The following is a 16,716-nucleotide window of genomic DNA, read 5'->3' as shown; positions in this document are numbered from 1 at the left end:
TGTAAATATTTATGTTTCGATATATATTTCTTTCCCTCTGCGTTCTACTTTAATCGGAATAATTTTTTGCAAAGCCTCCATTACTTCATCTATGGTCTCCCGATTCCGAAGGGATACGCTAAACCTCAAATTCCCTATCTTTTCAGATTTTACACGTATATTCACATCATATTGCCGGGAAAGACGAGCCGCCAGTTCTTTCAGTGTTATATCATCGAATTCGACCCGGTTTTCAGACCATGCCCTCGATTTAACCGCATCTACCTGCAAACGTGTAATTTCCCCTGAACTCACATGGAGTTTTACCGACTCGCCCGGCTTCATACCTATCTCCCGGTTTTTGTATTGCACACAAACAGATCCTTCTATAAGCGTAGTCGTTACATATGCATCTTCGGGATAAGCCGATACATCGAATTTTGTACCTTTAACAACAATATCATATCCCCGAGTTTTCACCATGAAAGTTTGGTTTTCTTTCTTTGCCACGTCGAAATAGCCTTCTCCAACTAACTCAACCAAACGCCCCCGCTTGCCATATTGTGCCGAATATTTCAGGATAGACCCTGAATTAAGCCATACGACTGTTCCGTCGACAAGCGTTACTTTACTTTTTTCCCCATACGGTGCCTCGAAAACAGCCATCCGATCCTGATTACGCAGGAAATATGATTCGCTGATTTCCCATGTTCCACCCATTGTAAGTATAATAAGCACGACTATAGCAGCTATTACCCTCCAACTAAATAACCGGGGAGACGATACCAGTGGTACAACGGCAGCTTGTATACGCATTCTGCGACGCAACTGTTTCCATTCATCTTGTACAAGCTCATTACCGGTATTTGTTTGTTTCCATTCTTTCTCCCACAAACGAAATTGCAAAAGATTCTTTTCCGAACCGTTCACAAAAACATATAACTGTGCCTCATCGGCAGCCGAGATGTTACCGTTAAAATACTGTATGGCTATATTACGAACATTTATATCCTCTTTCATAATTTAATCCTCTATATGATGTAACAGCTTACTATCCTCTTACCCAACCCAGGAAATAAAAAAAAGCAGAAAATAAAATTTCTGCTTCGCCACGTTTGCCTCGTTATATATTCCTTTTTATTTACCGTAAATTAACCAGGCTATAATTATTATATATATATCGACAGGATATTTATCTTTAAAATGTTTAGAAAAAATACAAAGCGCTTTAGTAATATGCTTTTCGACAGCTGTTAACGATATCTGTAACTTTTCAGCAATTTCTTTATTTTTCAACCCGCTAAAACGACTCAGTAAAAATACCTCACGGCAACGCCCGGGTAATTGCCCTATTACCAACTTTATCTGATCCTGCAATTCATTATACAACAAATTATTGTCTGGATCGAAAACAAAATCGGCATAATAGAGTCGTTCTTCACCATCGATTCGAGCTAAATACTCGATACGATGCTTCTCGACTACCGAAACATGCTTCAAATAATTAATACACCCGTTACGCACCATCGCAAAAAGCAATGAGGTTACCGATATGGCGGAAAGGATCTCCCGCTTTTCCCAAAGTTTAAGAAAACATTCCTGAATAATATCACGCACCGTTTCTTCATCATCTATAAAACGAGAGGCATATCCTCGCAATCGCGGATAATAATACCGGAAGAGATAAGAGAATGCCATTTCATTTCCCAATCGTATTTCTTTCAGTAATTCGATATCATTCGAGAAATCTGTCATAAATCAATTTATTAATAGAGTGCGCAATTTATAAAACTAAAAACAGACCGCAATATATTATAATATTTTTTAATATTTCGATTAATTTATCGAAACCTGTATATTATCGTCTCTTTTCTACATGAAAATATACCTCCCAGGATTTTAAATAATAACGATACATACTCATATTGTAATACCCGAAATCCTTTTTCCCGCTTTACAAAACCCGAACTTTACCAGCAAATAAAATGTTTATCCATAAAAAACTTACGATTACCGGTTTACACGTTATTTATATGAAAATAAATAAACGTTCCTTTTTCCTAAATAAAAATACTATATTTGTAAATAGTACATGTTTTATTATTATCGTATATTGAATCGATGTCGGACATTTATATACTTTAATAAATCGAAGAAGCAAACCGCTTGTAACAAATTTTTAAAGTTTTATTCATGAATTCGAACGGAAAAATCGTTATAATAACCCTAATTCTTATTCTGGGGACCCTTCTTTCGAAGGCTTCGGAATATAAGATGGAACAATTCAGATTTAACCGGGAACTGCCTTCAAAATCGGTACGATGCATTACTCAAGATCAACAAGGACTTATTTGGATAGGTACCAACGACTGGATTTCTTATTACGATGGATATAAAATAACAAATCTGCCAGTTCCTGAGAATATGGAAAAAGGAGGACTGTCGAAACGTATCTATTGCATACAAAGCGATAGTCACGATAATATATGGTTCGGGACTCCTTTGGGTGTTTACATCTATAACAAAAAGAAAGAAACGATCGACCAGTTGTATCCCGATAAAGACAAGTTGAGAAATAAAAGTAATGTAATCTACAGCATCGCACTCTCTCCCGATAAAAAAATATTTTTAGGCACGCGTAACGGAATTTTTGTTTATAACGAATCCCGGAACAATCTCGAACTTTTTACCCATTTCGCCTATCATACCGAATTTAAGGAAGCGACAAAAAGCGAACGTATCGCAAAAAAAATATATTTCGATAAACTGGGATTACTTTGGATAGGCACCGAAGGAAACGGAATCGTTATGATAAACCTCAAAGATAACTCTCGATCTCACTACCGGCACATACTCGGCCAGGGAAACGGACTTCCCAGTAATTTTATCGAAGATATCTATGAAGATCGATTCGGAAATTTATGGGTTACGACAAACAACGGGTTAGCCCGCTATCAAAGAAGTGAGAATATATTTGAGAATTATAATAAATACGGCATCAGTGGACTCATCTCGTCTATTACCGACGACGGCGACCGATCTCTTCTGTTAGGATCCGATAACGGCCTTATACAATATGACAGAAGCAATCAACATATAAGTCGAATTAAAAATATACCCGAAAATGACAGAAGTTTACCCAGCAACGATGTACGGTGCCTGTATAAAGACCGTTCGGGAGCAATCTGGACAGGGACTTCAAAAGGTATCTGCAAAATAAACGATGAACCCGACTTTCCCATCTACAGGAATATACCCGGCGACAATAATTCTCTGAAGTATAACAACCTTTCGTTTATTCAGGCTGATACTACCGGAAATATTTTATGGATAGGATCGGGCAAATCGGACATAGATCGCTACGATCTGAATACGCAAACATTCAGTCATTTTCAACTTAGAGGTAACGAAGGGCAATTACCAAGCTACATAAACACTGGATTACTTACGCAGGATAAAATGTTACTGGTAGGTACCGACACCGGATTATTCAAATTGGATACGAAAACAGGCATTTCAGAATTTTTCAATTTCAGCTCCGAAAAAAATATTCCCCTTGAAAATATATATACTATGCTGGAAACAAACCAAGGAGATATATGGTTCGGGATACTCGATAAAGGGCTATACCGGTTTGATAACAAGACGGGAAAATTCAGACACATTCCAGTTTCGGAAAACAATGACAAAAAAGATATTTTTACCAATATAAAAGTTTTGTTCGAAGATTCACAGAATAAAATATGGATGGTTTTTTATCAGGGAGGGGTCGGTCGCTATAATCCGGAAACAACGGATACCGAACTCTATGATTACAAAAATACAAACGGAGATTTACCCGATAATATAGTATGGGACATAATAGAATTGAACGACGGCAGAATTCTATTTGCAACAGCATCGGGCATCACTTTTTTCGATCCGGAGAAAAACAAGTTCGAACAAGACACCTATATCAATAATATCATCAATGGTTCTGTATTATCGGCAATACAAGACGATCGCGGCATCATCTGGTTAGGTACAGAACAAGGAATCCTCAAACTCAATTTAAAGAATAAAGATATTATCCGATTTTCAGAATCTGACGGTTTGCAAAGCAATATATTCAATTATCAGGTAAAAGCTAAAATCGGGGCATTCCTTTTTTTCGGCGGCAATAACGGCTTTAATATGATCGATTCCGAATCACAGAATCCCTCATCTTTCACATCAATCCCCTCGATCCTGAATATCTCCAAGAACAACAAATATCTAAACATCAGGAAACTGCCGATAAAAAACGGGCTACCATGCCTTAATATCAATACGTCGGATCAGAATTATTCTATTTCCTTCTCGAATTATTCATATATAAAAGAATGGAGAAACCGTTTTCAATACAAGATAATACCTTATGATACCATTTGGAACTGGGTAGGTCTGGGAAAAAATAAATTTACCCTGCCGAAACTTCCTGCGGGTAAATATACTTTGGTTCTAAAGGGTTCTAACGTGAATGGGAAATGGAGTAATCCCGAGAATGTACTTCTGATAGAAGTAACCTCGATATGGACAACTATTATGCTTATATCGCTGGTTATTTTTATCGCTTTACTTTCGACTTTTTATTTGCTGAACCTTAAATACCCGAAATTTTATAAAAAATACAACCGGATAAGAATAAAAAATAAAACCGGAATACGAAAACAAAAAATAACAGACTCTGCATTCTTAAAAACTCCTGACGAAAAAACACAAAAAATCATCGATGAGCTTTTTGTACTTATGGAAGAAAAGCATATCTATTTAAATAAACGATTAAATAAAGCCCAACTTGCCGCAACACTGAAATTAACGGAATTGCAACTGGCATCGATTTTGAAAGATTATATCGGAAAAGGGTTTAACGATTTTATAAATTATTATCGTGTAAAAGCCGTAAAAGAAAAACTAAAAGATCCGGCCTATAAAGATATTACTCTTGTGGCTATCGGAGAAGAATGCGGTTTTAATTCGAAAACTTCTTTTTACAGAGTATTTAAAGATCTCACCGGAATTACTCCGGCAGAATACCTTGAAAAACTACAGGATTAACTCGCTATTTTTTTACGAAAAACCCCGAAAGCTCTATAATTATAACCTCTGATTATAGCCTATAAAAATTTATATCTGGATTATTCTTTCTGAATTCGATAGATTTGTATCTGTTTAAAAAAATATACAACAATCATATTCTAAATATTATGTATAAATCGATCATCAAGCCATTGTTATTTAAAATAGAACCGGAAAAAATGCACAATCTGTTAATTAAAGGATTAAAAACATACGAAAATCTATCCTTTATTCGTACATACGTACGTAATCATTATAAAGCGCCACTCGATTTATTCATTTCCAACGGGCTTACATTCACAAACAGAATCGGTTTATCGGCCGGATTCGATAAAACAGGAGAGATTTACGACAAATTGGCCGATTTCGGATTCGGATTTATCGAAATCGGTACCATTACTCCTTCCCCCCAAACAGGAAATGCGTCACCTCGTATTTTTCGCCTTCCAAAATACGAATCTATCATTTCGCGAACAGGATTCAACAACCCGGGATATAAAATATTGAACCAACGTATAGACAAAGCAGACAGACCATATGTTTTAGGTATTAATATAAACAAAGATCCCGCATCGGAAAAGCAGGATGCCGCACGCGATATCATTTTACTCTATAAAAATCTGTCGGTAAAAGCTGATTATTTTACGATAAATTTTACTTCGTTTACAGACGAAAATCTACAATTCATGTTAGAAGGATTAAAAAATTACAGGAATGAACAAAATAGTATCCGGCCTGTTCTGTTGAAAATACCCGCTGATATGAATGAAAACGACCTCGACAAAGTGTTAAAGCTTATCGCCGAAACAAATCTTAACGGAATAATCGCCTGCGGCCCCACACAAGACCGTTCTGAAATAAAAAATTACACTCTTTCTGAACTGGATAAGATAGGCCCGGGGGGAGTTAGTGGAAGAGGGATAGGCGATAAATCGTTACACATCGTAAAATATTTACGTAATAAGGCGGGAAAAAATTTTCTTATTATCGGAGCCGGAGGAATCATGAATCAGGAAGACGCCTTAAAAATGAGAGAAGCAGGAGCAGATCTTATACAAATCTATTCCGCATTCATATATTCCGGACCCGATATTATAAAAAAGATTACGAAGAAATACAATGAACGAAAAATATAAAATCATGCATAAATATATCGAATTACAAGTATGGCCCGACGGAGCCCCAAATAATAACGGAATAACCGGAGAAGAAGAAAACCCCGTTTCTGGATGCATCGCCAATATTTCGACTGCCACGTTGCTCGTTTACCCTGCCCCCGATCCGAACGGTAAAGCAATTATTATGTGTCCCGGAGGTGGACTAACTAAAATATCGATATCGCATGAAGGTCACGAAATGGCTGAATGGTTCACTTCCCGAGGAATCACTTTCGCTATATTAAAATACCGTCTGCCAAACGGACATGGAGATATTTTGCTGAGTGACATTCTGCAAAGTTTACGCATACTCGGCGATAACAAACAAAAATGGAATATTCGAAAAATCGGAGTTATGGGGGCCTCTATCGGAGGCTATATAGCCTCATCGGCCGCCGTATTTTTTACCCCCGACACAAGACCCGATTTTCAGATACTACTCTATCCCGTTATAAGTATGGATAAATGTATTACACATCTTAATTCCCGCAAGCAGATATTAGGCGATGCTCCTTCTGAAGAAATTGTAAGAGCTTACTCTACCGACCTGCACGTTACCGAAGAAACCCCACCAGCCTTTATAACCGCCGCATCCGATGACCCGGTCGTTTCGCCCGAAAACAGTATTTGCTATTACGATGCCCTGCTTTGGAATAAAATACCGGCCAGTATGCACATTTACCCCACAGGAGGCCATGGTTTCGGGTTTAAAGATACATTCCCATATAAACAGGAACTGCTTTGCGAACTTGGAAAATGGCTCTCGAATATTGAATAAAGTTTATCAATTATCGAGAAATGACATATCTTAAAATATTCCGGAAAATCTTTACGACGATATTCCCGGAATATTTTTAATGGAAGTTATTCACTAATTAGTTTTGTTATGTAATCGGACATTTCAGCTTCGTGAGTTTCGATGCTCTGTAATAATCTGAATTGAGCCTGAGAACGCACCCAATTATGAGTCGGATATTTTATCTTATAATATATATCACCGTCGATATAATCGGTAAGAAAACGAACAGTTTGCATATAAGTAAGTAACTTAGCTCCGAACGGTAAATTTTCTATTTCGACCGGAAGCAAAAAAGACTTTGCGCTTTCGATATATCCCTTGGCAAATGCTCTGAAAATATCCATATTTATACTTACATTATCGAGATTTTCATCATCTTCGGCCCCCGTATTCGCCCCCGTACGGATGAAGTCTCCGAAATCGGACAACACATATCCCGGCATGGTTGTATCCAAATCGATAACACAAAGAACTTTTCCATTCTCATCAAACAACATGTTATTTACTTTCGTATCACAATGCGTAATACGTTTAGGTAACTTTCCTTCCCGATGCAACTTTTCGGCCTTACACATTTCACTTGCTCTCGACAATAGCTCATCTACCATCCATTGTACCTCCGTTAAGCGGGCGGCTTTATTTTGCGCAATGGCCTTTATAAACGTATCGAGACGAAATTCCATATTATGAAAATCAGGAATCGTTTCTCCCAGTTTATATGGGATATCGACCAACATCGATTGAAAATCACCAAAAGCTTTACCCGTATAATAAGCAAACTCGGGATTCACCGTCTCAAACGTTTTCGCATTCGGAATCAATACCGATACACGCCAGTATTCATCTTCCTCAAAATAATACATCTTTCCGTCTTTGGCCGGAATAAAACGCAATGTTTTCCGGTCGATGTCCGTCTCTCCCCTTTCCTGAAGTTTTTTCCGAATATGCTCGGTTACATTCACAACATTTTCCTGCAAGAGATTTACATCTTTAAAAACAGAGTGATTGATCCTTTGCAGAACATAATTTTCATTATCCTCTCCTCTGGTAATAACTTTATAAGTATCATTGATAAGACCTGTACCCAAAGGCTCTACGACATCTACTACTCCACTGATACAAAAATGAGAAACAATTCGGTGTAATTTATTCATGATATAATATTTAAAGATTTATCAACATAATACTTGCAAATTAAAAAGTTTTATCCGGTAAAACAAAATATACCGATAAAAACATCTCGTATATATTATACAAGATATAGCTTATATTAAATTTCCCGACTAAAATCTTTTAACCTCGAGACACTGTATAAAAACTATTTATGGCTATCTTTGTATTAAATTTATACATCTGATGAAGACTAAATTACTGGCCGTTATTGCCTGCATTCTCTGGGGTTCGGCATTCGCCGGCGCAAAAATAGGATTTGAATATACCACTCCTTTACATCTATCAGGCATGCGTTTTACTTTGGCCGGTATTTTATTGATTCCTTTATTGATTTATCGTAAAGTCGACTGGAAAAATAATTTGAAAGAATGGCGCTATATGCTTCTTTTCGGATTTTTACAAACCTTTTTACAATATGGTCTTTTTTTTATGGGACTCGATAAAGTACCCGCCGCCATTTCGGCTATTATTATCGGAGGGGGTCCCCTGTTTGTTGCTCTTATGGCACATTTTACTATTCCCGACGACAAGTTGACTCTGCGTAAATCACTCGCTATTTTACTCGGCCTTACCGGTATCGTTTTTATTAGTATCACCAAAGGCGGGACAATACATACCGACTTTGTTTTTTATACAGGTATCATATTACTGATGATCAGTAATATCGTAGGCGCTTCTACCAACATTATCGTTGCAAAAAACCGAAACCGGGTTTCTCCCATAATGCTTACGGCATTTGCGAATTTTACAGGAGGTATTCTTTTGTATGCCGTATCGTTTTTTATTGAAGATTGGCATATAAAAGACTATACCGCAGAATTTTATATCGCATGGTTATGGCTGGCTTTAATACCAGCCGCCGGATTCTCTATTTGGTATACCCTTTTACAAAAACCGCAAATAAAAGTATCGGAACTAAATGTCTGGAAATTCGTAGTCCCTGTAGCCGGAGTTATTTTAAGCTGGCTGATCGTTCCGGGAGAGTATCCCGATATTTATTCGGTATGCGGGATCATCGTCATTACTCTTTCTCTCGTGATCCTTCAGACTCAACCAAGGAAAAAAATTATAAGATAAAAACCAAAACCGATTTTTATCTTATATTCATTGTTACACGTAAAAAGATATTATAATCTCATTCTACAGCTATATCTTTCAAGGAAAAACCAAGCAAGGAATCAATGGCGTATATTCCGGGAAAAGTACGCCTGCCAACAATACTATAACTCCTGAAAGCAAAGATGAAACAGCAAAATACACAGTAGATTTTCCCGATAATAACAGCCCCGAAACAGCCAAAACTACGCTAACAATAAAAAGCAAGTCATAGCCGTTTGGAAACAACGAATAAGCCCCTGAATACCATCTTATCAAAATGCCCGCAAATTGAAATAAGACAAAGATTCCGACAATTATCCGGAAAGAGATCATGAAAAAACGGCTATTCAAATGGCCGGATGCTTTATCCCGAAAAATAAACAAAAACAAAAGGAATAACCCCACCGCCAGATAACCGACCGAAACAAGTAACGCAATATGAGATTTATAATAAAAACGTTCGCATCGCAATTTAAAAGTTGAAATTCGATCTTTGGAAGTTTTTTCTTTTTGGAAAGCCACGATATTTCCGAGAACTTCAACCGTATTTTCCCATTTATTATTTTCAAGCGCCGATCGTGCACTATTTACAAACTGTATCATGGAAGTCGCTGCAAAAACCGAATCGGGTCCAGAAAAAATAGTTAAATCGTCTCCCGGAGATGCCCAACTACTATTTGGGCTATCTGTGGGATATATCGGAAAACATTTCGCCCCCATCACCAATTTCAAGATTTCAACCTTGTCGCTTGCTACCATTATCGACTTTTGCAAAGGACTCATATCTTTTCGTTCCTTTTCAGCCAAAGTCTGAAGAGGAAATAATAAATGATATTGCCCCATTTCATCAAAAAATTCGGCATAAGAATAATATTTTTCTTTTGCCTCCAGAAAAGACCTCAATTCTTTTCCGGGTACTTTAATAAAATGTACATCTAACCAATAATAAGGATGTATCATAAAACCGATTAGTACCTGTGTCGCAGAAAGTCCTTTGAACGATTCACGACCGTATAATCGATTTAAAAGAGAACGAGCATAACTATCTAACGTTTGTATTTGACCACAAGAACCTTTTACCATTAAATTACCCAAATCATCGGCCATATAATCAGGAACCGTATGCTGCATCAATGTTTTCCGGTCTTCATTTATTCCTTTAACCGAGAAAATAGCTACAAACATAAAAAGGAAAAGAAAAAAAGAGGTCCTTAAAACTTTTATGCCATCCTTTTTTCTAGCAACAGATACCCTCGACAGGCTGTTTTTAATTAAACTACAAGGTTCATCACTTATATATTTCATCATATCGTTTATTTTTCACCGATCATTCAATAGTTTACTCTATAAATACAATAACAACGAATGTTGTCTTAAGTCCACAAAGATAATCTCGGTTTACATTATTACCAATAGTCATGGTACACTTAAAAATAATAAAAAAGTTTAACAGGATGATATAATTTTTCTGAATAGAAAAGATGTTACAATAAAAAAGATACCCTTTGCTTAGAGATTATATTCATTATAAAGGTGTAATTCTTGAATACTCACGTATTTTTTAATTCGATTCACATCGTTTTTTTCTGGATAAAACGCAAAGGGTATCTAAATATATTTTTTGATTAATAAAGATTCGCATGGGAACATATAGTATCTAAATCATACAGTTATGTATAAACTCAATCTTCATTTTTTAAGAATTTTAAATACTAAAAAACGACACCTATGCAGAATAAATATTAATCATTCTTACGTCATCATAATGCGCAAATATAAATAAAAATATAAACAACCTCTGAGTGAAAATAAAACTTATCTGTGCAATTTTCATATAATTAATATATATTAAACAACATAAATAGAACAGAAAACCTTTAAAAAAGAATATTTACAGAAGAACCAACAGACATGACATTCAATGGCGTACGTTTCTCAAAAGTTTCTTTTACATTGTATTCCTCGTTTTTATGTACTACAAACGAAGCCGAAACCAAAGAATAATCGAAGAAGAAACGAACACCGAAGTTTTGCTTTGCTACATATGCAATAGATAATCCCGTTCCCAAGCCCGGGCGAACCCACTTTTTAGTCTCTACCAATGTCGGAATAAGCGTACTCTTCGATGATAAATTATACCCTACGAGTAATTTGCTGCCAGCTTGCCACCTCGGGCTAAACGGATAAGAAAAATATGCACCAGCATAGCCCGAATGCATTCTGATAGGATCGTATGGCGTACTTTCATTGGTTTTTAAAGAGACTGGTAATGCCGAGAATGTAAACCGGCCTCCAAAACCGACATAAGGATTCAAAAACCAGGCTCCCTCTACACCAGCTCTACTTCCGGGACGAGTACTCAAACTTACACCGTTTCCCAAATACAAATGTCCGGGCAACATACTGAAACCCAAAGTAAGGCCGAAAAAAGAAGGATTACGAAATCTTTCGATCGGATCGAATGACAAATATTTTCGGGTAATTCCTTTATCTTTAAATAAAAAATCAGTCAAAAGATATCCCAGTTCGGTCGTAATTATTCCGATACCCGCACCTACGAGAACATCAGAAAGCCAGTGCCTATTATTCAATTGCCGGGAAACCGCCGTTACGGTAGCGGTAGCGTAACCGGCAACACTTATCCAAGGACTCACTGTCAATCCGTATTCATGGTGCAACATTGTAGCTGTCATAAATGCCGTAGCCGTGTGTCCTGAGGGAAAAGACCGCCGATTAGAACCATCAGGACGTTCTACTTTCATCGTATATTTCAAACCATTTACAACCGAAGCCATAAATAAAACAGAAAATGCATCAGCCGTAAGCATACGGCCCCATGAATTACGACTCTTTACACCTCCGATCTTCATTCCCACCATTGCGACAGCCGGCATATATTGCAATATATCATCATAATGATACCTGAAAGACGGGATATAACTGTTTCTCAAAGTCCTGAAGTGATCACTTTCGTTTTTGAGGATGAATCCTGCGGCAATCAACGGAACAGGAATATAAGTAATTTGGAAAAATTTACTTGACGTAAACCGATCAAAACGCGATTGGTGATAATCTGTTACGGGTACATTCAATACCGGATTAATTTTTGTCGTATCTTCTTTTACTACCGTACCCGAAGCATATACAGTAAAAGAAAATAAAAACAATACAATATAAATGATCTTCATAAAATTAATTCCCCGAAATACAGGGTTAAGTTAATGCTACTACGTTATATTAAAGCTACCAGAAATTCATATATAAAATATCCGCAAAGGATAAACTTCATCATTGTGCCGACGATAAAACCCATAAATGCTCCAAAACCGGCTCTGAGAGCATTACTCGAATTTTTACCGGATAATAATTCACCGACTACAGCTCCGATAAAAGGACCGATGATTATCCCCCATGGAGGAAAAAAGAACAACCCGGCAAGCGTACCGATCATACATCCCCGGCTCCCCCATTTACTTCCTCCTCCATATTTTGTTCCCAACATCGGCGTTATGTAATCTAAAACCTGTACAATAACCACCAATCCCAACCAAAACAATAAAAGAGAAACAGAAAAATCGACTTTATCTGTAAATTGCAATAAAACTAATGCCAGATAAGCAATGGGAGGACCCGGCAAAGCAGGTAATAAACAACCGGCTAATCCGATCAACAAACATAATGCTCCCAAAATTATCAGCAAGATATCCATATACGATATTTTCGTTGCGAAAATAACTATTCCTCTTAATATTAGCAAAAGAAAAATCAGATAATTATACAATATAGTATTCACCAAAAAAATAAACGGCGTACTAAAATTATCTTATTTTTATCTTTATATTTGCAATATCGATAATATATATAGGATGTCCAGTTCACCATAAATTTATATATAATGATAGAAATTTTTCAAGGCACCGATCAGGATTTATACATGAGAGTCTCACCGTTGGTCATGAATCCCGATGTTTTAAAGGCTAATAATAATTATCCGTTTAAAACAGGTGAGAATTTCACATGGTTTTTGTACACTATCGAAGACAAAATAAAAGGTTTTCTCCCGGTAGAACTGAGAAACAACATAGCCATCATAAACAATTATTACGTCGTACGCAATAAAACAGATGTTTTATCTTCCTTATTAAAAGAAGCCAAACGTATCCTGGGCCAGAAAAATATTTTAACCGCCGTCGTTCAAACCCGCGATATACCGGTTTTTGAAGAAAACGGGTTTAATACGGTTAGAGAGTGGAAGAAATATGTTAAAATGACATGGGAGTATGAAAAATCGCCAGAACGTTTATGAACTTACACAGAAAAGATTAAAAAATATCTTTGACGAATTCGACAATATATATCTATCTTTTTCGGGGGGCAAAGACAGCGGCGTACTCTTAAATTTATGTATTGATTATATACGAAATCATAGCCTCGACCGTAAAATCGGAATTTTACATTTCGATTATGAGGCTCAATACGAAATGACGACCCAATATGTCGATCGGGAATTAACCCGTAATAAAGATATACTGGAAGTTTACCGTATTTGCGTTCCGTTTAAAGTATCTACATGCGCTTCGATGTTTCAGACCTACTGGAGACCCTGGGATGATGAAATGAGAAAATTATGGGTAAGAACACTTCCTAAAGGAGCCTATACCAAAGAAAATTTTCCTTTTTATAATACCGAAATGTGGGATTATGAATTCCAGTTTAAGTTTGCCGAATGGTACCACAAAATAAAAAAAGCCCGCAGGACATGCAATTTAGTAGCCATACGCACACAAGAAAGCCTGAACCGATGGCGAACAATTTATAAAGAAAACATTTACAGTAAATACAAAGGCCTTAAATGGACAAAAAAAATATGCGATAACGTTTTTAATGTCTATCCTCTTTACGACTGGCTCACGACAGATATCTGGACCGCCAACGGGAAATTTCAATGGGATTACAATCATTTATACGACTTGTATTACAAAGCAGGAGTAAGCCTCGAAAAACAGAGAGTAGCCAGCCCTTTTATCTCTCCTGCACAAGAAAGTCTGCATTTATATCGGGTAATAGACCCCAATACCTGGGGACGACTGATAGGACGTGTAAACGGAGTTAATTTTTCGGGATTATATGGGGGGACGACTGCTGTCGGATGGCAATCGATAAAATTACCACCCGGACATACTTGGGAAAGTTACATGAATTTTCTCTTATCTACCTTACCGGAAGATACAAGAAACAACTATTTGGGGAAACTGGGAGTAAGCATCGATTTTTGGCGACGAAAGGGGGGCTGTCTCTCGGATGAAACTATAAAAAAATTACAGAATGCGGGAATTGATATTACCGTAATGCCTTCCTCTAACTATAAAACGACCAAACACCCGGTACGGATGGAGTATCTCGACGACATAGATATACCCGAATTTAAAGAAATACCGACTTTTAAAAGAGTATGTATATGTATACTCAAAAATGACCATGCATGTAAATACATGGGGTTCGCCCTTAATAAAAATGAAAAAGAACGAAAAGAACGCATTCTAAATAAATACAAACACATTTTCTGATGGAAACATTCAAAAGTCCTGTTTACAACGTAAGAGCGGTTCCGGTCGAAAAAGTAAGAGCCAATAACTATAATCCGAACATCGTTCCGCCTCCCGAAATGAAGCTGCTCGAACTCTCGATATGGGAAGACGGTTACACAATGCCCTGTGTTTGTTATTATATTAAAGATGAAGATGTTTACGAACTCGTCGACGGATACCACCGGTATTGTGTACTGAAAACTTCTAAGCGTATATACAGACGGGAACAAGGGCTGTTACCTGTCGTTGTAATAGAAAAAGACATATCGAACCGCATGGCCTCCACCATCCGTCATAACCGGGCCCGAGGCACACATAGTATCGAACTGATGTGTGAAATCGTTTCGGAACTTACAAAAGCCGGAATGTCGGATACCTGGATACAAAAACATATCGGTATGGACAAAGACGAACTTTTACGACTAAAACAAATATCGGGTCTGGCCGATCTTTTTGCCAATCAAGATTTCAGTATTCCCGATATTTCTCCCAAATAATATAATTTCATAATAAGAAAAGGCTCGCATATATAAAATATAAGCGAGCCTTTTTATTTTCATTATAACAAAATACTTAAATCAGTATCTTTTATATTTGTAATGCTTGCATAATATCACGATATAAATCGTCGACATTTTCAAGTCCTACCGACAAACGTATCGTTTTATCACATATATCCATTTTACGACGTAACTCCTCGGTAAAACCGCCAAAAATAGTGCTGGCCGGATGTATAGCTAAAGTCTTATTATCGAAAAGATTGGTAGCTCGTCTGATGAGTTTCAGGTTATTCATAAAACGAAAACAAGCTTCTCGTGAAGCAAGATCGAAAGTAAGCATAGCACCCGGGTATTTACCGAATTGCGAATAGCTGATTTTGTAAAACACATTCTCTTCCAATCCTGTATAATTCACATTTTCAATATCAGAATGGAATTTCAATCGTTTTGCAAGCTCGAAACACGTCTTTGCCATACGGTCGAAACGAACTTCGAGAGTTTCGAGGCCTAAAGTCTGCATATAGGCAACCTGTGGAGTCATATAAGCTCCGAGATTCCGATGTATCTCTTTCCTCAATTTACAGGTAAAAGCCTTATTTCCCCAATCCTGAAATAATGAAGCTAACTTAAACGATCGTTTACAATCGAATGTCTGGTAATCGAGAATAAGGCCACCTAACGAGGTAGCCCCGCCGGAAATATATTTCGTACTGGAAATCACTTCTATATCTATACCAAAGTTGCGAGCTTTAAAAATCGTGAACGGCACAACCGTTGTATCTGCAACAAGAGGAACGCCCTTTGTTCGGCAAACATACGAAAGCGCTTTCAAATCAGCGACTTCGAGCTGAGGATTCGTAATAACCTCAAGAAAAACGGCACAGGTATTTTCGTCGATATTTTTCTCTACTTCATCCACCGTGGTAAGATCACAAAAACGAGTTTCCACTCCGAATGCAGCCAAAGTATTATACAATAACGAATACGTATTTCCGAATAAATGAGACGAAGTAACTATATTGGCACCGCTATACGCTAATGTCATCAATACGTTACTGATCGCAGCCATTCCCGAATTCAATGCCGTTACACTACCCGCGTCGGTAACCGATCGGATCAGATCTTCGAAATGCTGAACCGTAGGGTTAGTAATACGCGAATAAGCGTGATCATTGGTACGCCCGCAAAAAGCGGCTTCCATTTCCTCCGCCGTACCGAATTCGTATGCCGCCGTATGATATACCGGCATCGACAACGAGCGATAAACGTCATTTTTCTCAAATGGGGTATGTAATATACGGGAAGTAAAGCTGTTATTTTCCATC

Annotated in this window: 14 protein-coding genes; 7 read left to right on the top strand and 7 right to left on the bottom strand. The window is 37.3% G+C overall.

Annotated features, from left to right (window positions below):
- Positions 1–9 precede the first annotated feature (9 nt).
- Together NMU02_RS10490 and NMU02_RS10485 are read right to left on the bottom strand one after the other, a co-directional pair.
- Positions 10–999 (bottom strand): FecR family protein, encoded by a 990-nt coding sequence (locus NMU02_RS10490; RefSeq protein WP_255027835.1) that lies wholly within the window; start codon positions 997–999, stop codon positions 10–12.
- 117 nt (positions 1,000–1,116) lie between these two features.
- A complete protein-coding gene (locus NMU02_RS10485; protein WP_255027834.1) occupies positions 1,117–1,734 on the bottom strand; it encodes an RNA polymerase sigma-70 factor in 618 nt (205 codons plus the stop codon).
- Between the two features lie 438 nt (positions 1,735–2,172).
- Here NMU02_RS10485 and NMU02_RS10480 point away from each other — a divergent pair, with 438 nt between their 5' ends.
- The 3 genes from NMU02_RS10480 to NMU02_RS10470 all read left to right on the top strand — a co-directional run bounded on the left by NMU02_RS10480 (position 2,173) and on the right by NMU02_RS10470 (position 7,011).
- The gene (locus NMU02_RS10480) at positions 2,173–5,055 is read left to right on the top strand and encodes a ligand-binding sensor domain-containing protein (protein WP_255027832.1); all 2,883 of its coding nucleotides are present in this window, start codon (positions 2,173–2,175) and stop codon (positions 5,053–5,055) included.
- Positions 5,056–5,204: 149 nt separating this feature from the next.
- On the top strand, positions 5,205–6,212 hold the full coding sequence (locus NMU02_RS10475) for a quinone-dependent dihydroorotate dehydrogenase (RefSeq protein ID WP_255027831.1): 1,008 nt from the start codon (positions 5,205–5,207) through the stop codon (positions 6,210–6,212).
- A gap of 4 nt (positions 6,213–6,216) precedes the next feature.
- Positions 6,217–7,011 (top strand): alpha/beta hydrolase, encoded by a 795-nt coding sequence (locus NMU02_RS10470; RefSeq protein WP_255027830.1) that lies wholly within the window; start codon positions 6,217–6,219, stop codon positions 7,009–7,011.
- A gap of 86 nt (positions 7,012–7,097) precedes the next feature.
- On the opposite strand, the gene NMU02_RS10465 is transcribed toward NMU02_RS10470, so the two are convergent.
- Entirely contained in the window at positions 7,098–8,186 is a 1,089-nt protein-coding gene (locus NMU02_RS10465; RefSeq protein ID WP_255027829.1) for a phosphotransferase enzyme family protein, read from the bottom strand.
- A 202-nt stretch (positions 8,187–8,388) separates the two neighbouring features.
- Here NMU02_RS10465 and NMU02_RS10460 point away from each other — a divergent pair, with 202 nt between their 5' ends.
- Positions 8,389–9,282, top strand: coding sequence for a DMT family transporter (locus tag NMU02_RS10460; protein WP_255027828.1), 894 nt, complete (start codon positions 8,389–8,391; stop codon positions 9,280–9,282).
- Between the two features lie 78 nt (positions 9,283–9,360).
- On the opposite strand, the gene NMU02_RS10455 is transcribed toward NMU02_RS10460, so the two are convergent.
- From NMU02_RS10455 to NMU02_RS10445, 3 genes are all read right to left on the bottom strand, one after another.
- Entirely contained in the window at positions 9,361–10,611 is a 1,251-nt protein-coding gene (locus NMU02_RS10455) for a hypothetical protein (protein ID WP_255027827.1), read from the bottom strand.
- A 569-nt stretch (positions 10,612–11,180) separates the two neighbouring features.
- Complete coding sequence (locus NMU02_RS10450; protein ID WP_255027826.1) at positions 11,181–12,491, bottom strand: phosphatase PAP2 family protein; 1,311 nt, start codon at positions 12,489–12,491, stop codon at positions 11,181–11,183.
- Between the two features lie 44 nt (positions 12,492–12,535).
- Positions 12,536–13,012, bottom strand: a complete 477-nt coding sequence (locus NMU02_RS10445; RefSeq protein WP_255027825.1) for a DUF456 domain-containing protein — start codon at positions 13,010–13,012, stop codon at positions 12,536–12,538.
- 186 nt (positions 13,013–13,198) lie between these two features.
- Here NMU02_RS10445 and NMU02_RS10440 point away from each other — a divergent pair, with 186 nt between their 5' ends.
- From NMU02_RS10440 to NMU02_RS10430, 3 genes are read left to right on the top strand one after another with little or no spacing between them, the layout of a single operon-like run.
- Positions 13,199–13,609 (top strand): hypothetical protein, encoded by a 411-nt coding sequence (locus NMU02_RS10440; RefSeq protein ID WP_255027824.1) that lies wholly within the window; start codon positions 13,199–13,201, stop codon positions 13,607–13,609.
- Positions 13,584–14,870: a DUF3440 domain-containing protein gene (locus tag NMU02_RS10435; RefSeq protein ID WP_255027823.1), complete on the top strand. Its 1,287-nt coding sequence runs from the start codon at positions 13,584–13,586 to the stop codon at positions 14,868–14,870. The genes NMU02_RS10440 and NMU02_RS10435 overlap by 26 nt, the downstream gene beginning before the upstream one ends.
- Positions 14,870–15,388, top strand: a complete 519-nt coding sequence (locus NMU02_RS10430; RefSeq protein WP_255027822.1) for an IbrB-like domain-containing protein — start codon at positions 14,870–14,872, stop codon at positions 15,386–15,388. Before NMU02_RS10435 ends, NMU02_RS10430 begins: the two co-directional genes overlap by 1 nt.
- A 91-nt stretch (positions 15,389–15,479) precedes the next feature.
- On the opposite strand, the gene NMU02_RS10425 is transcribed toward NMU02_RS10430, so the two are convergent.
- Complete coding sequence (locus NMU02_RS10425) at positions 15,480–16,715, bottom strand: PLP-dependent transferase (protein ID WP_255027821.1); 1,236 nt, start codon at positions 16,713–16,715, stop codon at positions 15,480–15,482.
- Position 16,716 lies beyond the last annotated feature (1 nt).

The sequence above is a fragment of the Coprobacter tertius genome (assembly GCF_024330105.1).
Classification (GTDB): domain Bacteria; phylum Bacteroidota; class Bacteroidia; order Bacteroidales; family Coprobacteraceae; genus Coprobacter; species Coprobacter tertius.
The sequence above is the reverse complement of the archived record's forward strand: the minus strand, read 5'-3'. Positions and strand labels throughout refer to the sequence as shown.